Origin of the sequence: Psychrobacillus sp. OK028 (assembly GCF_900103605.1) — a bacterium.
Taxonomy (GTDB): Bacteria; Bacillota; Bacilli; order Bacillales_A; family Planococcaceae; genus Psychrobacillus.
This window is the reverse complement of the sequence record NZ_FNHY01000006.1, coordinates 170210-189224: the sequence shown is the minus strand read 5'-3', so window position 1 is coordinate 189224 and position 19015 is coordinate 170210. Positions and strand designations below refer to the sequence as shown.

Annotated in this window: 16 protein-coding genes; 11 read left to right on the top strand and 5 right to left on the bottom strand. The window is 35.8% G+C overall.

The genetic code is table 11. From position 1 onward, the window contains the following. Positions 1 to 9: 9 nt before the first annotated feature. Complete coding sequence (locus BLR36_RS11955) at positions 10 to 1236, bottom strand: ATP-grasp domain-containing protein (protein WP_371326720.1); 1227 nt, start codon at positions 1234 to 1236, stop codon at positions 10 to 12. Positions 1237 to 1386: 150 nt separating this feature from the next. Here BLR36_RS11955 and BLR36_RS11950 point away from each other — a divergent pair, with 150 nt between their 5' ends. The 5 genes from BLR36_RS11950 to murF all read left to right on the top strand — a co-directional run bounded on the left by BLR36_RS11950 (position 1387) and on the right by murF (position 7007). Next, positions 1387 to 2769, top strand: a complete 1383-nt coding sequence (locus BLR36_RS11950; protein WP_093061960.1) for a Mur ligase family protein — start codon at positions 1387 to 1389, stop codon at positions 2767 to 2769. A gap of 115 nt (positions 2770 to 2884) precedes the next feature. Next, positions 2885 to 3325, top strand: coding sequence for a hypothetical protein (locus tag BLR36_RS11945; RefSeq protein ID WP_093061959.1), 441 nt, complete (start codon positions 2885 to 2887; stop codon positions 3323 to 3325). 174 nt (positions 3326 to 3499) lie between these two features. Beyond that, complete coding sequence (locus tag BLR36_RS11940) at positions 3500 to 4792, top strand: YheC/YheD family protein (protein WP_175454064.1); 1293 nt, start codon at positions 3500 to 3502, stop codon at positions 4790 to 4792. A 14-nt stretch (positions 4793 to 4806) separates the two neighbouring features. Then, a complete protein-coding gene (locus tag BLR36_RS11935) occupies positions 4807 to 5580 on the top strand; it encodes a YheC/YheD family protein (protein WP_093061957.1) in 774 nt (257 codons plus the stop codon). Between the two features lie 35 nt (positions 5581 to 5615). After that, positions 5616 to 7007, top strand: coding sequence for a UDP-N-acetylmuramoyl-tripeptide--D-alanyl-D-alanine ligase (murF, locus tag BLR36_RS11930; RefSeq protein ID WP_093061956.1), 1392 nt, complete (start codon positions 5616 to 5618; stop codon positions 7005 to 7007). A 43-nt stretch (positions 7008 to 7050) separates the two neighbouring features. On the opposite strand, the gene BLR36_RS11925 is transcribed toward murF, so the two are convergent. The 4 genes from BLR36_RS11925 to BLR36_RS11910 all read right to left on the bottom strand — a co-directional run bounded on the left by BLR36_RS11925 (position 7051) and on the right by BLR36_RS11910 (position 11966). Continuing rightward, positions 7051 to 8439 (bottom strand): C40 family peptidase, encoded by a 1389-nt coding sequence (locus tag BLR36_RS11925; RefSeq protein ID WP_093061955.1) that lies wholly within the window; start codon positions 8437 to 8439, stop codon positions 7051 to 7053. 284 nt (positions 8440 to 8723) lie between these two features. Then, positions 8724 to 10010: a glucose-6-phosphate isomerase gene (locus BLR36_RS11920; RefSeq protein ID WP_254771396.1), complete on the bottom strand. Its 1287-nt coding sequence runs from the start codon at positions 10008 to 10010 to the stop codon at positions 8724 to 8726. A 141-nt stretch (positions 10011 to 10151) separates the two neighbouring features. Further along, positions 10152 to 10625, bottom strand: coding sequence for a YflT domain-containing protein (locus tag BLR36_RS11915; RefSeq protein ID WP_093061953.1), 474 nt, complete (start codon positions 10623 to 10625; stop codon positions 10152 to 10154). 240 nt (positions 10626 to 10865) lie between these two features. Next, complete coding sequence (locus tag BLR36_RS11910; RefSeq protein WP_093061952.1) at positions 10866 to 11966, bottom strand: CdaR family transcriptional regulator; 1101 nt, start codon at positions 11964 to 11966, stop codon at positions 10866 to 10868. 143 nt (positions 11967 to 12109) lie between these two features. Here BLR36_RS11910 and BLR36_RS11905 point away from each other — a divergent pair, with 143 nt between their 5' ends. From BLR36_RS11905 to larC, 6 genes are all read left to right on the top strand, one after another. Then, positions 12110 to 13270, top strand: a complete 1161-nt coding sequence (locus tag BLR36_RS11905; protein WP_093061951.1) for a glycerate kinase family protein — start codon at positions 12110 to 12112, stop codon at positions 13268 to 13270. Continuing rightward, a complete protein-coding gene (locus tag BLR36_RS11900) occupies positions 13267 to 14397 on the top strand; it encodes a 2-keto-3-deoxygluconate permease (RefSeq protein WP_093061950.1) in 1131 nt (376 codons plus the stop codon). The genes BLR36_RS11905 and BLR36_RS11900 overlap by 4 nt, the downstream gene beginning before the upstream one ends. Before the next feature lie 105 nt (positions 14398 to 14502). Beyond that, positions 14503 to 15780 (top strand): nickel-dependent lactate racemase, encoded by a 1278-nt coding sequence (gene larA / locus BLR36_RS11895; RefSeq protein ID WP_093061949.1) that lies wholly within the window; start codon positions 14503 to 14505, stop codon positions 15778 to 15780. 40 nt (positions 15781 to 15820) lie between these two features. After that, complete coding sequence (gene larE / locus BLR36_RS11890) at positions 15821 to 16654, top strand: ATP-dependent sacrificial sulfur transferase LarE (protein WP_093061948.1); 834 nt, start codon at positions 15821 to 15823, stop codon at positions 16652 to 16654. 137 nt (positions 16655 to 16791) lie between these two features. Continuing rightward, entirely contained in the window at positions 16792 to 17487 is a 696-nt protein-coding gene (larB, locus tag BLR36_RS11885; RefSeq protein ID WP_093061947.1) for a nickel pincer cofactor biosynthesis protein LarB, read from the top strand. Beyond that, a complete protein-coding gene (larC, locus tag BLR36_RS11880) occupies positions 17468 to 18814 on the top strand; it encodes a nickel pincer cofactor biosynthesis protein LarC (RefSeq protein ID WP_093061946.1) in 1347 nt (448 codons plus the stop codon). The genes larB and larC overlap by 20 nt, the downstream gene beginning before the upstream one ends. Positions 18815 to 19015: the final 201 nt, after the last annotated feature.

The following is a 19015-nucleotide window of genomic DNA, read 5'->3' as shown; positions in this document are numbered from 1 at the left end:
TAAGGTGTTCTAATTTTCGTATCCTTGTATATGGAATTCAATTTCTGATGCTGCGGTATTTGCATTCGTTTTGGCTTCTGCTAAACTACTTCCGGTTGCAATGATATATGCATATCGATGTCCCATGGATAATGGTGGCATTATAAGAGTCCCTTTTTTAGGCTTAACATAGACGGCTACTACTCCCGGAGATTTGCTTGCTCTCCCTTTTCCAGTCACTTTTTCCAGTATTCCTTTTTGGCTAGAAATAATGTACTTCGTAAATACATGTTTTTTATGTCTTGGTGTAAGGTTCGGCTGTTCTCCTACAAATAGCTTAATTGTTTCTTCGACTAAACTAAATCCATATGCTGCCTCAATCATCTTATTCATTGCTCCGCCCGATATCCTTGGGTTAATCTCGATTAGCTTCCAGCCACTTTCAGATAATCGTATCTCGAGATGCATTGCACCGTTTTCGATGTCAAAAGCAGTAACGATTGAATGAAGTACATCCTCCAATTCCTTTTTAAAATTGTCTGGCACTTCTTGTAGTACTCCGTAGCCAGTAATGATAAATCGTTTTCCTTTCGTAATTTCTTGCTCAATAATTCCAACAATATGTGCACGTTTCTTATAGATAATAGCTTCTACTAAGCATTGCTCTCCTTCAATAAACTCTTCAAGCATAATCGTTTCTTCGGGGTACTTACTGCGTAGCATTTGAATATACTTTTCTAGCTGAGCTTTACCGCGAGCTAAAAGCACATCCTTAGAACCCGTTGATTTTGGAGATTTTACGATGATGGGTAGGTTTATTTCCTGGATCAGTGACTTAGTGGAAATTATATCATCTGGAAGAATAGATATAAATTTTGGTGTGTAAGGTTTATCCGCTAAAAACTTTCGTGTCTCCTCTTTATCTTCCATAATTTTAATGGCATTGGATGAATTATAGTTTTGACAAAATTTATCGCAAAGAATAGAGGCGATATGAACAAATGGGTCGATAAAACTTACAATTGTTTTTATATCTATACCTTTGAGCAATAACTTAGAAATTTCCTCTCCCATCTCCTCTATGCTATTTGTGTTCACAGAAATCATTTTGTGAACTTCCATATATTCTTTTCTTTGCTCAAGTTGTTTCTCATTATTTGTAAAAAGAATTGTATAGTACCCCAATTTTTCAGCTGCTTTAATAGCCTCTCTACTGGAGCCTGACTTATTTGTACTTATAAAAATAATTGATTTCAAACAGTTCACTCCTTTTTTATACAGACTCTCTTTATATGTATGATTGGTCTAATTGTTGCGATGGTTGAATATCACGTAAATTATTTGAAAATTATCCAATCCACTTATAGATATCAACATATGATGAGAGTGAAGGGGGTGTTTAGAAGTATGAAAGCCCATACAGTAAGCAAAATTAGAGGAATTATTGCTGGTAAGTTAGTACAAGGAATGGATGACACGAAAATCTATTTTGGTGCCTACCGTATTAAACAAATTAAGCACAAAAATACAATTCTATTTACAAATAAAAGAATTGTTAACTGGAAAAGTCTGGAGGAGTTTTTTCCTTTAGTGCTAGCGACAGAATGGAACTATAAAGAAAATGAAATTCCTGATAATGTAACGGTCATCTATGTGGCAAATTCGGAACACGCCTATTGGACGTTTATCCATTATTATCGAAGCTTATTTGATATTCCAGTTGTCGCTATTACAGGAACCTCAGGTAAAACAACCACAAAGGAAATGATTAAGCATATTTTGTCCTTTGATCATAAAGTGACTGCTACAAATCTCACGAGTAATTCACGGACAGCCTATTTACAATATCTTTTAAAAATGGAAGAGGACACGGAAGCAGCGATATTCGAAACGGCTGTTGGTGCACCAGGAGACGTTCTAAAAGCTGGAGAATATTTCAAGCCAACCATAGGAATTATTACAAATATAGGTGCTCATCACCTTAATTATTGCAAAACGCTTGAAGGTTATATAGCTGCAAAGGGAGAAATGGTCGATATTATAGATCCTACAGGTGTACTAATTATTAACGGAGATGATATAAATACTCGGAAGATTAATGTAAAACGTTTCTCTGGAAAAATCGTCAAAGTTGGCAAGAAAAGAAATTGTCATTTTAAAGCAATGAATATTCATTACAGAAATGATGGTATGCAATTTAGTGTCCAACATAAAAACAAAAACTATCAAGTATTTGTACCAGGTTTTGGAGAGCATCAAGTATACAATGCGCTATATGCAATTGCTGCTGTTTATGAAATGGGGGTAAGTGTGACGGATGCAGCAAAACGTTTAAGGTCCTTTATAAAATATGAAAAGCAGCTTCAAGTTTTAGAAGGCATCAATGGGTCCCTCATTTTAGATGATACTTGGAGTTTGACGACGACATCTTTGCAAGCAGCGTTGAAGGTACTGAATGAGGTGGGTGCAGAGAAAAAAAAGATAGCGATAATTGGGACGATTACGGATTTAGGGTCCTGGGGTTACATTATCCATAAAGAGGCGGGAAGTATCGTTTACCAAAATGGAGTAGATTTATTAATAACAATAGGATTCCATGCCAAAATAATTGCTGACCATGCAGTGGAACTTGGGTTAAAATCACCTGTCTATAAATTTAATAATGGTACCCTCGCCTATAATTTGTTAAAAGAAATTGTGGATGATGAAACAATTATTCTTATTAAAGGTGATATGTACTCCCAAACCATTAAAGAATTAGCTTTTAAACTACGAAATAAGCCAACTTAGATTTGGAAGATTGAAGTCTAATAAATTTAAATATGCGCTGTATGGACAAACTGCCTTGCCAAAAGAAGTAGATTCTTAATATGTTACAGTATTCTACTTGAAAGGAGGGATAATAATGGGGAATATTTGTCCATGTGGAGTATCTGTAGATGCTTTTTCTGAGGATAATAATGTTAAGTTTGAAGGTCAGAACGGTACGATTGAAGGAAACTTAACGTACTTGGCAGAAGTATGTGTTACGACGCTAGCTGCTTCCACTCTGTCATTAGATTTTGAGGATACAGAAACACCAGATGAAAACAATTTCACTTTTACTGCAAACGAAATTACTTCAGTTGAATGTAAAAGAGAAGGTCAGAACTGTGTCGTAACTGTAACTGGTACAGGACTTGTGAATGGAATGGAATTTCCGTTTGAAGCTGTTTTTAGAGATCAAGTTGCGACAGCAAATGTTGATATTGTGCAAAGCTTCGAAATTACAGGATTCTTTGACCAAAATGGCGCAGCTCCAGTTGAACAAGGTTCAATTGTAGCTTTAGGCTGTCAAGAACTGTAATAGAAAAATGATTAATTAATATAGCGCTCACAAGGCAACATATTCATTCTTCATTACAAACCCAGTTTATAGCAAAGGTAAAGGAGGCCTTTTTAGCGAAATTCTTCCAACGCTTTTCTGGGTTTGGATGAAGTTTGAGTAAGTGAAAAGATGAATTTAAAGGGGGTATACAAATTGGTACTAGGTAGAGGCAGAGTCAGTCAATATAAACTATTGCAAGAAGAAAAAAAGTTGCGAAATCATCTGTTAGAAACTGTTTTATTTTCCAAACAAGCTTTATTTTCTCTTTTAAATCAGTACAATACAGTTGTCATAAAACCCACTTTTGGTCCAGGGAAAATTATCATATCAAAAGAAAATAATTGGTTTAAGATAAACTCCCTGCAGAAGGTGGTAAGAGTCAATAATAGAGAAGAAATGTACGAGTATCTAAAGCAATATGAGTTAACACAAAAATACTATGTCATTCAGCCTTTAAAATTTTCAACTCCTCTATCACAAATCCCTTGTCGTTATTTCGTTACCGTCCATCGACAAAATTCCTCTTCCAAGTGGCGTTCAGTATCTATTACGAATAGTAAAGATTCCTCTGTTTTTATTAAACTTTTCCAAAATCTATTTCTAAACAAATCTAAAAGTCTATCTGTTTTAGTAGCTAAAAAATTAGGGAATTCCTTTCCAAGCTGCAACACGATTGTAGTGGAAGTCATCTACGATTACAAAACAGGCATTTGGATTTATGATTCTATGCTCCATTTTGCCATTAGTAAATGGGATCAATATCAATACCTACGTAAATCGGTAGTTCCCAAGACAGATTTACTTACACGTTTCACGTTTAAAGACTATCTATATTTGTTTAGTGAAGTCATTATAAAGCCATGTGTAGGACAAAATGGAATTGGAGTTGTGCAAATCAAAAGAAAAGGACCACAAGTCTATGAAATCCATTCAGGTATAAGAACTATTGTAAAGAATAATTTAGATGAAACTTATAGATATCTGGAAGATACTTATCTAAACAAAAAAGATTATATAATCCAGCAAAGAGTACCACTAGCTACGATTGATAAATGTCCAATGGACGTTAGGGTCATAACGCAAAAGGATGAAGCTACCTGGAAGATAACAGGTAAAATAGTTAAATTAGCAGGGAAAAAATTCATCATAACAAACGCAGCTCAAAAGCTGCTCACTTTAGAGGAGGCAATTAAGGATTCCACTATCTTATCTAAAAGCAGTGAGCCATTAAACACTATAATAGACGGGCTTTGTCTGTCAGCATCCCAAATGCTTGATAAAAAAAATATAGATCTGAAAATTATTGGCTTTGATGTTGGTGTTACAAACCAAGGAGACATTTGGATTATTGAAGGGAATTATGTTCCTGATCTTAAAATGTTCAAGGAGTATGAAGAACAATACCAAAATATTAAAAAGCTCAGAAACAAAAATAGAAGAAAGTAAAGGAGGTATATTCTTTGAAACAACAACTTGGAAAGTGGAAACAGTACTTATTATTGAGGCAAAACCGCTTAACCGCTAATAGTATTCCAAGGACTGCTTTATACAATATGACTAACTTAAAGGATTTCGTTAATAGTTTTGATTATGCATATGTAAAACACGATACAACTGGACAGGGTAGAGCAATTTATAAAGTATATCAACTGCAGGATGGACGATATTGTTATGATGGCTATTCTATCCAAGGTGTAGCGATTAGTAAATGTGTAAAAGCATTAGAAAATTTCCATCAAATGCTACATCCATTTGAGCGTATGGGCCGAATGGGTAATTATATTGTTCAAGAGGGTGTCCTTAGTTTTACACCACAGGGACTGCCAGTGAGTCTACGAGTTCATATGCAGCTATTAAAAAAGAAATGGCTTGTTGGTGGCATCAATGCAAATATTGGAACAGAGCAAAATCTTGAAAACGGTATTCTCAACTCTCATCGAGGGAGTGCAATAATAACAGTAGATGAATTATTGTCGTCTCATTGGCAAATGGATGAAACAGAAAAGAAGCGATTAATTAAAGAAATAGGGAAAGTGGCTACTTCAGCGGCAAAAGTGATAGCTGAACACGTTCCATCGAGAGAATACGGCATAGATTTAGGACTGAACGCAGAACTTAAACCAATCATATTTGAAGTAAACAATACTCCTGGAATTGGTGGATTTGCAAAGCTTGAGGATAAATCTATATGGAGAAAAATCATTGAAAATAGGAAGCTACAAAATGGAGAATAATTTTCCAAACAGTTTGAAGGAAAGGAGGAATTAGTATGAAGCCTATACTTGTAAAGGACTTACGAAAGTTGCTGAACGGGGAACTAGTTAGTGGTTCTGACACATGGTTTGTCAGAAATGCTATTTATTATAAACGGCATGATCTGACAAAACGAAATACGCTTTTGTTTGTGAGCAGGGGTGATTCTATCAACTGGCAGGAAATAAATAATAAGGGACCAGCACTAGTAATCACAGATAAATCCCATGCAGAGCTTAAAGAAGCGATGTCCAACACAACTGTTCTAAAGGTTAGTAGTCTCGTGCAAGCATATTGGAGTTTCATGGATTACTATCGAAAACTGTTTTCAATACCTGTAGTTGCTATAACAGGTACATGTGGTAAAACAACTACAAAGGAAATGATGAAGCATATTTTAAGTATAGATAGGAATGTTCAAGCTTCCATCAGCAGTAAGAATGAGCCGCGACAATCATTACCCTACTTAACCGGCATCTCTGACCAAACAGATGCTGCAGTATTCGAGCTTGGCTTAGGAAATTCGGGTAATATCAAACATCAATGCCTAATATATCAGCCTACCATTGGAATCATTACAAATATTGGAGTACACCATTTAGACGGCTGTGGCAGTCTGGAAGGATATATTAAAGCTAAGTCAGAAATAGTTAGCGGAATAGAAAAAGACGGAACATTAATCCTAAATGCAGAAGATCTTAACACGAAAAAGGTTTCTTTACGAAAATTTAAAGGAAAGATAATTTATTTTGGGATAAGCAAGAAGGCTGATTTTAGAGCCTCCAATATAGAATTCGCAAATAATGGCATGAATTTCTCCATCCACTATTTAAACAAAAAATATAAAGCTTTCATACCGGGATATGGGGAGCACCAAGTGTATAACGCTCTTGCAGCAATTGCGGCTGTGCATGAAATGGGGCTAGATTTAGATGTTGTCATACCTCGACTAGCAACGTTCCAAAATATGTCTAGACATCTTGAGTTATCGAAGGGGATTGGAGGAAGTACAATTATAGATGATACATGGACAAATAATCCTACTTCCGTAAAAGCAGCATTAAATGTATTAGAATCCATTGGAGCAGGTAAAAATGTTATTTTAGTCTTAGGAGATATTAATCGACTAGGGAGTTTTGAAAAGAAATACCATGCGGAAATTGGAAGTCTTGTTGCCGAAAAAAATATTCATACGCTAATAACCATTGGAAGCAAGGCCGAAGAAATAGCTCGGAAAGCGTTAGCAGATGGAACGAACGCGGACGTGCATATATTCAAGGATACAGAAGGTGTAATGGAAGTCATAATACCAAAGCTGAACGAACAAGCAATATTGTTAATAAAGGGACCTATGTCCAGCCGTTCCATGATTGACTTTGCAAACAAATTAAAAAAGAATGATGAGTAAAAAAGCATTCATCGCAAGTTGCGATGAATGCTTTTATTTTAGCTTATTTTAGAACACGACGTGCAGAAACGTAATTTTGCTTCGCAAAAGTAGAATTTAAATTATCCTTAATGACGCTACCTTTAGTAGTCAGGCTTAAATACTCATTATTTCCAATGTAAATTCCTGTTTGGGTAATCTTTGTTCTACCATTATTAGTAGAGAAGAACAAAAGATCTCCCTTTTGAAGATTAGCTTTTGACACGGCTGTTCCTGCTTGTGCTTGTCTGCTAGCTAGTTTGTCCTTAACATCTATTCCTTGTTTTTTAAATACATAATACGTAAAGCCAGCACTTGTAAAAGTTAAGTTGCTTTCATTATAAGAATAGCCAAATTTTACTTTACTCATTAAACTAGTTGCGAAATTCACAACCTTATCAGCAGACTGAGTAGTAGATGTTGTTGGAGCTGAAACTGTCTCTTTAGGAGCTGGAGCAGCTACACTAGTAGTTGTACCTCCAGAGATCACACGTTTTGCAGTGATATAATGCTTAGCATAATAATCTACAAATAGAACTCGTGTTAAAACACCATTCGAATTAGGGACGATGATACGGTGATCTCCCGCATAAATCCCTACCATTGTTGGTGTACTAGATCCAATAACCCCATTAAAGAAAACTAAATCGCCTTTCTTTAAATTAGCTTTAGAAACAGTAGTACCTTTTTTCATTAATTCTCTTACGTTCGTTGTACCTAAAGTTACGCCATTTGCTTTATATACATAGTCAACAAATCCAGTCGCAGTAAAGCGTAGGGTAGATGCATTATTAGTAGTACCCATTGTTACTTTATCTTTTAAGCTATACGCTTTACTTACAATATTATCTCCTTTTGTTGCAGGGTTAGAAGGAAGTAGTGTAGGTAGAACTCGACGTGCAGTAATATAACTATCATCATAATACGGTTTGCTATCTAGATCTGTAATAACTATCTTTTGAGTAGGGTCTGCCATTTGAATTATTTTATTATCCCCTATGTACATCCCAACGTGATTTGGAACATTTCCGCCTCTGCTATCAAAGAACAGAAGATCGCCTTTTTGAAACTGATCTTTAGCAACGTACGTACCTTGCTTCATCATATAGTCTTCGTTATAAGTGGCAAGATCGACTCCATTTTTCTCGAATATGTACATCAGAAAAGTTGCACATGAGAATTTATACGGATAAGTTGGCTTATAATCTGTGTTACTGTAAGTAGCTTTACCTATTAAACTTTTTGCAGTTTGTATTAATTGGTCAGCCTTTGCTTCCACAGCGACCTGGTTGTTTTGTGGATTTAACGTAGCAGCCGAAGCTTGTATATTTTGCATATCAATAGGGGCAATGCCACCGAATGTGCTTAAACCGATAATCGCTGTTAATGTAGTTGCAACGAATTGTTTTTTCATCGTGTACCTCCTAGTTTTTTTGAGCAACTTGATTTTAGCATGCAAAAGTAAGGGAACTTTGTGGGAAAATATTCCGAAAACCTTCTACATAGCTATAATCCCTTATACTAAAGGAGTTTTGAGTGAAGTTTACAGTTTCGTTACAAATATTACGGTTATTTCTTGATGTGTCCCTTTGTCTGACACAGATTCAACACGATTCTGAATATTTTTCGAATTGTGTGACACTTTGTAGGGACCAAAAAGCCACAAAAAAAAGCTCTCACAAGGAGAGCTTCTATTTATTAATATCCTGGTTTTTTAAGAATCTTAAAGATATTATTCTTATAATCTTCCACACCTGGTTGATCAAATGGATTAATATCTAGTAAATATGCGCTGTATGCGCATGAAATCATATAGAAGTACAACAAATATCCGATATGCTCTTCGTCGATTTGCTCGATGGACAAGGAAACTTGTGGTACGCCGCCGTCTAAGTGAGCGCTAGCGGTTGCTTCATGGCAGGCGTGGTTGAATTCATGGAGTGTTAACCCACTCAAATAATTAAGCTCATCCCCATCGTTTTCTGCTTCAAACACAGTTAAATCCTGATTTGCTTTTTCTACAGTTAAAAATGTTTCGAATAACATGCGTTTTCCTTCTTGAATGTATTGACCTAATGAATGCAAATCGGTCGAATAGACAACAGATGCTGGAAAGATTCCTTTACCTTCTTTGCCTTCACTTTCTCCGAACAATTGTTTCCACCATTCTTGGATATAGCGTAGTTTTTCATCAAACGTAGCCATAATCTCAACCGGGTATCCAGCATCATACAAATGTTTGCGTATAATAGCATACTGAATAGCACCATTGGTTGTTGTATCTAATATGCTGTACTCCTGTTCTGCATTTTTAGCCCCAGCCATTAATTTTTCAATATCATATCCTGCTGCCGCGATAGGAAGTAGACCAACAGCAGTAAACACCGAATACCTTCCACCTATATCGTTTGGCACGATATAACGCTTGTATCCTTTTTCTATTGCAAGCGAAAGAAGTGCACCTTTTTCTTCATCCGTTGTTACGATAATACGAGATGTCGCCTGATCCCCATAGCGTTTTTCCATATATTGCTGCAAAAACCGAAATGCCAAAGCTGGCTCAGTTGTTTTACCAGACTTGGAAATAACATTTAATGACACATCTTTTCCATCTAAGTAAGACATTAGTTGCTTTAAATATTCACCGCTAACCATATGACCAGCAAAAATAACTTCCAAATCATCCTTTTTATCAAAAGGGGACGATAATGCTTCAATAATTGCTTTAGATCCTAAGTATGATCCACCTATTCCTATAACAACAAGCACATCCGAATGAGAGCGTACTTGCTCGGCTGTATTTTGAATATCCTGCAGAAATTCAGTGCTCATCTTACTTGGCCAATCCACCCAACCTAAAAACTCAGCACCTGTTGCTGATTTTGTATGTATTCCGTGATGAATTGACTTTAATTTACTCGTTAATTCTGGTGTTACCAGATTTGCAAAATTTCCTGAAAAATTCACTTTAATATTCATAAGCATCCCCTTTATAAACTATGTGATTAAGACTAATTTTACCATTATATATATAGAAAAACGAGGAGATGGAATAAGAAGATATAGAATAAATAAAATCCCTAAACAAAGTAGTTTTTGTTTAGGGATAGTTCCGATTTAAAAAAATTAGCGCTCACCACGATCGCTTAATGGGAATTGATTTAATCTGTTTTCCACGTCTTCAGCACGAATGGACTCACTTGTTTCACCGAAATCGGTTCCATCATAGGAGGAGTCCGATTGATTTTTCGCATATTCATCGTAAACTGTACCATAATTCTTATCTACATAAAGGAGAATTCCGCCGTTTTTGACTACGCTATAGTAGCGCTCAGATTCTTCATCCGTAAATCCCATTTGACTAAAAGCAGCACGAACAGGCTCATCACCTGTTAAAAAAGCCTTGAATTTATCTAACCAGTTACCTTCAACCGATTCCAACTCTACATCAGTTTGGCCACGAACAATCGAAAGCGATTCCTTATGATTAGTGACTACATAAATATCGTCCTCTACATAGCCTTCTAACTTTAATTCATTAATCTTATTGAGCACCTCTTGCTCTGTTTGGAAAGATCCTACAAATTTTTTATCAGCCATTCTATTTCCTCCTCGCAAATAAATTTACCCGTACTAATTATTACCCTTTCAACAGCAGATAAAACTTAGTAATATTGAGACTATTAATTGGCAAATGAATTAGCTTCATTGTTTGCTAAATTGATAAAGGTTTGTACTAAAAATGAGAAAAAACTGTTGAGCCGGATAAAATACCAAATCTCTTACTAAATCCTCGTTTTAGCCATAACATAAAAGAGAGAATAAAGAATAGAGGGGTAATCAAGTTTCTCCTTTTTGGAATATCCATAAAGCTACCTGTAGAATTAATGAATCCTTGAAATTTCTAACGTCATAACCGGTCTCATCTAAAATCTTATTCAAACGATAAATTAACGTGTTTCTGTGAAGGTATAAATCATCCGCGGTTTTTTGGATATTTAGGTTGTTAACAAAAAAAGCCTCTAGAGTAACTGCTTTATCTACATTGAAATTTTTTAATACTCTCTGAGAAAAACGTTTTGCGACAAAATCATCAACTTGGTAGATTAATGATTTTGCCTCAATTTGAGCAAATGAAACAATGTCACTCTCTAAATCACTAATTTTTAAAGTTAATTCACATTCTTTATATGACTGGTTGAATTTATCTAGTGTACTAAAAGGAAGACTATATGCCATTCTTGTAATTACATTTAATGATTTAAATAGTTGATTAATGGATTCTATTTTTAAATGGGTTTCTTTCTCGTCTATGCCAAATATGGTTATGAAAATCCTGTTAACATTCATAAAACTAACAATTCCATTTTTGCTACCAATTATTTCTTCTAAGTCTTGAATTAATGTTCGGTTTGGCACAGATCTTTCTTTTATCTGGATAATAACTGTCGTGAAAGGTGGCGTAAGATTCAAACCTAGTAAACTGAGACTTTGATCAATACTTCCATTAACTGAAGTGTGTCTGTTTAGCAGTTGTTCGATAATAATTTCTTTAGTACGTTGTTTCCATTCCAACTGTGAGTCCATAAATTCTTGTCTAATCATCAATTCAGTGGTCATTTTAACCATTTCACCAATACTACCCATTTCATTAGGATCCCCTGTAATACCTATGACACCTATGATTTGCTCCAGGAAGACAATTGGCAGATTAATACCAGGCTGGGCTCCCTCCCAATTTTCCTTTTCATTCATGTGAATAATAAGTGTTTTCTTGTTTTTTAGGACTTCCATTGCCCCTTTATGAATAGAACCTATTCTAGTTTTATCTTGCGTTGCAATAATTTTACCTTCCATATTCATAATATTAACGTTTCTATGTAACCTTTTAGATGTCTCTTTCACTATCTCGTTTGCCATTGTCTTTGTTAGCATATGCATAGATTTCCTCACCCTTTAGTCGAAGTAAACAAAAATTAGTAGGATTTCGTATATATTTTTATATGGTATAACTATAGACTAATTGAGTCAAGATTCATATAATTTTGAATACAATATGTAACCGTTTTCAGAAGGAGGGTATTATGAGAATTATTATTGCACCGGATTCATTTAAAGGGAGTTTAAGTGCAGTTGAAGCTGCAAGTTCTATCAATAGAGGTATAAAAAAAGTATTTAGTGATGCTGAAACTATTTTACTCCCTGTTGGTGATGGTGGCGAAGGAACAATGGAAACTTTAGTCGCGGCAACAGGGGGTGAAATAAGAGTGGTACCTGTCATTGGGCCTCTGGGCAATCGTATAGAAGCAGCATATGGAGTACTAGGAGACGGCGTAACCTGCGTTATTGAAATGGCATCTGCATCTGGACTACATCTAGTACCTGAAGGGCAGCTTTGCCCTCTTGAAGCAACTACGTTTGGTACAGGAGAATTGATCTTACAAGCTCTTAATGATGGATTTACCACTTTCATTATTGGGTTAGGTGGTTCTGCCACAAATGACGGAGGAAGTGGAATGTTACAGGCGCTGGGAATGCATCTTTTGGATAAACAAGGAAATGAGATTAGTAGGGGAGGAGGAGAGTTAAATAAGGTTAATCGTATTGACGTGCAATCTTTTGATAAAAGAATTAAGGAAAGTAGATTTATCATTGCTTCCGACGTTCAAAATCCATTAGTTGGTCTACAGGGAGCTTCTCATGTTTTTGGTCCTCAAAAAGGTGCCTCTGTAGAAGAGGTTGATTTCTTAGATAGTAATATGCTTGTTTGGGCGGATGTGATTGCTAAAACAACAGGAATCAAACTTCATAATCTACTAGGTGCTGGTGCAGCAGGTGGATTAGGGGGAGCGTTTCAAGCATTCTTTCCGGTTGAGATGAAACGTGGAGTAGATGTAGTACTTGAGTACACAAAACTAGAAGATGAACTGGAAAATGCTGATTTAGTTATTACAGGGGAAGGAAAAGTGGATTATCAAACAATTTTTGGAAAAACAGCATTAGGAGTCGCTCAACTGGCAAAAAGTAATAATGTTCCAACAATTATTATAGCTGGATCTATAGGAGAGAATATTGAGGCACTTTATGATCATGGGGTTGTAAGTATAAATAGCATTATAAATAGGCCAATGACGTTAAAAGAAGCAGTTGATAATGCTGGAGGATTATTAACTTCATGTGCCGAACAAGTTGTTCGATCTTATTTCTATAAAAGTATAAAAGATAAAGGGAGGTTATTAATTTGAATATTAAAGATGCTGTTGAAAAAGTACCAGGTGGAATGATGGTAGTTCCACTTTTATTGGGAGCTACACTTAATACAATTGATCAATTGCACATTCCAGTAGTTATGAATTTTCTAAAAATGTTAGGAACTGCTCCAACAGATGCTGGTCACTATGAATTTTTAAGAATTGGTGGATTTTCACAAGAACTATTTAAAGATAGTGCATTAGTTCTTATCGCATTATTCTTATTTTGTGTAGGAAGTCAAATGAATTTAAGAGTAGGCGGAAGAGCTTTGAAAAAAGGGGTACTGTTAACCAGTACAAAATATTTTACTGGTCTTGCAGTAGGTATGGCATTCGGCTTTATTTTTGATCCTTGGACAGGAATATTAGGACTTTCCACTTTAGCAATTATTGCGGCGATGACTAATAGTAACAGTGGAATGTACGCTGCTTTAACTGGACAGTATGGAAATAGATCAGATGTAGGTGGATTATCTATTTTAGCTATTAATGATGGACCATTTTTAACTTTAGTATCATTAGGCCTTTTAGGGACAGCATTACCAATAATCGCTTTTGTGGCAGTATTATTGCCAATTGGTATTGGTATGCTTTTAGGTAACCTTGATCCTAAAATACGTGAATTTTTAAAGCCTGGTGAATCATTAACAATTCCATTTTTTGCATTTGCATTAGGAGCAGGAATGAATTTAGCGAATTTCTTAAATCCTGAAGTTTTGGCTGGCGGTTTAGTAATAGCTATTTTAACATTTATACTTACTGGTGGAATGGGTATAATTGCGTTTAAACTAGCTGGAGAGAAAAGTTATATTGCACCAATCGCTGAAGCTTCTACAGCAGGGAATGCAGTAGCGACACCTGCTGCAGTTTTAGCAGCTGCGTCTGTAGCAGTAGGTACAGGGGCAATGAGCGCAGTGGATTTCGAAATGTTACAAACTGTTGTTCCGATAGCTACAGCTCAAATCTCTATATCCACAATAACTACCTCTCTGCTGTGTCCAATTGGAGTAATTTTGATGGATAGACATCAAAGAAAAAGAGGAATTATTGGCACTGCAGAAGATATTGAAATAGGAAACAAGAAAAAAAAGAAAAGTAGTAAAGAGGTATTAAGTAACTAATTCTTTGACTTATAAATTATTAAATTTCTTGTCTCACTAATTTATACTAGATAAGTGATATCTTTAAATAGAAACATAAATTATCAGAAAAGTGTGGTATTCAGAATGATTACAGAATTACTCTATGGAAAAGATGGTATTTCACTAGACGTACCAGAGAGCTCTTTTATCATCGAACCTAAAAACTTGCCTACATTAGAGAATGAAAAAGAGGCAGTTAGACAAGCATTAAGAAATCCAATTGGCGTATTGCCTTTAAAGGAATCGGTAAAATCTACAGATACTGTATCTATTGTAATCAGCGATATTACTAGACCTACTCCTAATCATATATTAGTACCATTATTGATAGAGGAATTGAGCCACGTTCCTTTAGAAAATTTTGTGATTATTAATGGAACTGGAACGCATCGAGATCAAACTAAGGAAGAGTTTATTGAGATGCTTGGTGAATGGGTTGTTGATAACATTAGAATTATTAATAATAACTGTCATGATAAAGAAACGCTCGTAAATCTAGGTCATAGCAAATTTGGTTGTGATGTATATCTAAATAAAGATTATGTAGAATCAGATTTTCGTATTGTCACAGGTTTCATTGAACCTCACTTTTTTGCTGGTTTTTCTGGGGGACCAAAAGGAATAATGCCGGGGATAGCTGGAATTGAAACCATCATGACTTTTCATAACGCTAGAATGATTGGTGACCCCCTTGCTACTTGGGGAAATATGGTCAATAATCCAGTTCAGGACATGACTCGTGAAATAAATGCATTATGTAAACCTAATTTCATGCTGAATGTTACCCTCAATCGTGAAAAAGGGATTACAGAAGTTTTTGCAGGAGAGTTATATGAAGCACATGACAAAGGCTGCGCGTTTGCAAAAGAACACACTATGTTCCGTTGTGAGGAGCGGTTTGATGTAGTTATTACTTCTAACTCCGGATATCCACTTGATCAAAATCTTTATCAAGCAGTAAAAGGAATGAGTGCAGCGCATAAAATTGTGAAAGAGGGAGGATCTATTATTATTGCATCTGAATGTTCAGATGGTCTTCCTGATCACGGAAATTACTCCAAGATTTTTGAAATGGCAGATTCACCACAAGCTTTACTAGATTTGATCAATAATCCTGACTTTAAATTGTTCGACCAATGGCAAGTACAAAAACAAGCGGTAATACAGGTTTGGGCCGAGGTGTATGTATATTCGAAGTTAAAAGACGAACAAGTTTTTGGAACAATGTTGAAACCAACTCATGATATAGAAAAAACACTAGAGGATTTAAAGAAAAAGTATGGTGAAAATATGACAATAGCCATACTCCCACTGGGACCTCTAACTATTCCATACGTTGAGGAAAAGATATTAGCACAATAATATCTAGATTATCTAATACAAAATGAGATGAGGTTAAAAAATGAAAAAATCAACAGAGAAAAATGAAAAGCTTGGTGAAATACTATCTAGTATGAATCGAGTTATTGTAGCTTTTTCTGGTGGAGTTGATAGTACATTAGTTTTAAAAAGAGCGCAACAAGTGTTAGGAACTTCCAATGTACTTGCAGTTGTAGTTGGATCTGAGCTATTTCGTAAAGAAGAGTTTGATGGCGCTGTGAAGCTAGCCAAAAAAATGGGAGCAGTTGTTCATGAGACGGAAATCAAAGAATTAGAAGTAGAAGAAATTGTAGCGAATACGCCTGAGAGCTGGTACTATAGCAAGAAATTATTGTATTCTCATTTAAACAAACTTGCTAAAGAAATGGATTATGACTATGTTCTAGACGGGATGATAATGGATGATTTATCCGATTTTCGTCCAGGATTAAGAGCAAGAACCGAAGCAGGAGCACGTAGTGTATTACAGGAGGCTGATTTCTATAAGCAAGAAGTCCGTGAACTTTCTAAAGAACTTGACCTTCCAGTATGGAATAAACCAGCCTCTTGTAGTCTTGCGTCTAGAATTCCTTATGGAACAAGATTAGATAAACAGAAAATTGAACAAGTTAATCAAGCAGAAAAATTCATTACTAAACTTGGATTTAACATGGTTCGAGTTCGTTACCATAAAAATGTTGCTCGTATTGAAGTAAAATCAGAGGATATCATTGAATTGTTAAAACACAGAGACAGAATCCAGTTGAAATTAACCTCACTCGGATTTAGTTATGTCTCGGTAGATTTACTTGGATACCGCACTGGAAGTATGAACGAAGTCTTACCAGCTGATTTGTTGAAGGCAGAAGGTAATTGATTAGACTCTATAATGTTGTCCAATAATAAGAAAAGTGAATCCTTTCTTTAAACAGATTAGATTCACTTCTCTTTATTTGGAGCCAAAGTATAAGCGTATTGCGCTAATGCAACTAAGTTTAAGAAGAAGGTGAAGGAATGGAGAGTTTTGAAGATTTAGGGTTTAGTAAAGTAGATTTCGACAGGGAGAAACGGCAGGGTTTTCCAGAGGTTATTTATGGCGAAGGAAAAACAACTGAGCAAATCAAAATTATCATGAGCAAGTTAATTGAGAAACATGGAAAAGTGATGGTTACACGAGTTGATGAAGAGAAAGGTCAATCCCTCATTGAAGTATTTCCTTTAGCTAAATACGACACGACCTCACGTATTTTACTTTATGGTACTCCAACACAACAGTTTGGAGGGGAGGTTATGGTGTTATGTGCAGGTACCTCAGACCTATTTGTTGCAGAAGAGGCAGCGATCACAGCGGCATGGATGGGGTGCAAGGTAAATAGATTATATGACGTTGGAGTTGCTGGTATTGATAGGTTATTAGCCTATCGTGAAGAAATCCAAAAGGCTAGTGTGCTAATCGTTGTAGCTGGAATGGAAGGGGCACTTCCAAGTGTAGTTGGAGGATTAGTTCAGAGACCGGTAATAGCGGTACCAACTTCCGTCGGATATGGTGCACATCTACAAGGTTTAACACCATTACTTGCTATGCTCTCTTCTTGTGCTTCAGGGATGAGTGTGGTGAACGTCGATAATGGATTTGGTGCAGGGTACCAAGCTACGCTAATTCTAAAACTTGCTTCAGAGGGGGTAAATAATGAAGTTACTATATCTTGATTGCCAATCGGGAATCTCAGGCGATATGACACTTTCTGCATTGATTGATTTGGGAGCGGATATCGACTATATTAAGGAGCATTTAGAAAATCTTCCAATTGATCCTTTTACAATTAGTGTAAAGCAAGTTGACAAGAGAGGGATTTCTTCAAAATTATTAAATCTACAATTTGATGAAATACCTTTTGAAGAACATACGCATAGTCAAGAACATAGCCACACACACGATCATACGCATAGTCAAGAGCATAGTCACACACATGAGCATACGCATAGCCATCAACATGAGCATACGCATAGCCATCAACATGACCATTCTCATAGTCACGTACATAGTCATACTCACGATGAACATCACCATCACTCCCATAGAAAAGCTTCCACAATCTTGGACATGATTAAAAATAGTAAACTACCTATTCGCGTGAAAGAAAGAAGTTTAGCTGTTTTTCAAGCAATAGCTGAAGCTGAAGGAAAAGTTCATGGTATGGATCCGAACGAGGTGCATTTTCATGAGGTTGGTGCAATGGATTCAATCATAGATATAATTGGTGTTTGTTTAGCTCTTGAAAGTTTGAACGTCTCCAAGGTTGTGGCATCGCCAGTACCGACAGGGCATGGGAAAATAATGATAGCGCATGGACTATATCCAATTCCTGCTCCAGCTACAGCCGAACTATTAAAGGGGGTTCCTTTAGCCGACTTTCATGTTCGTGGAGAGCTAACGACACCAACAGGAGCTGGGTTTTTGAAAGCTTTGGCAAGTGAATACGGTTATATGCCTTCACTTACAATCGAGAATATTGGATATGGAGCAGGCAAAAAAGATTTTGAACATCCAAATGTTTTAAGAGCAATTCTTTTTAATAATATAGAAAATCAGCAAAGAGAAAAGGTAGTAGTGTTAGAATGTCAGCTGGATGATTCGACTGGTGAGACACTCGGGTATGTGATGGAAAAGATATTGGAACAAGGCGCTTTAGATGTTTACTTTACTCCAGTTTCTATGAAAAAAAGTAGACCCGGTATATTAATTACAATCTTAACAAAAGAGGAAAAAGCATCTATATTAGAAGAACTTTTATTACGTGAGACAAGTACATTTGGGGTTCGACGATCTGAATGGTCTCGAAGAATATTAACACGGGAGTTTAAAACGATTGAAACTATTTATGGAAAAATAATTGTCAAAATTGGTATTCTCGAAGGTCAAATACTCAAGGTTTCCCCTGAGTATGAAGACGTAAAAAAAGCTGCTCTTCAAAGTAATGTGCCATTAGTAGATATTTATTTAGCTGTCCAGGAAGCAGCGAAAGAACAGATGTAATTATAAATAACACTGGGGTACCAGTGTTTTTTTATGTATCACAAAAAAATAGTGAATTACAAAGTAAGTTTCAATCTATACGATAAACATGTTTGAGGATTATTATTGATATATGAACTATTAAATCTAGGACTAAAATTAGAGTAATATTATTTAATGGTACGAAAAATTGGAAAAAGAAATTAACTGTATTTAATATTT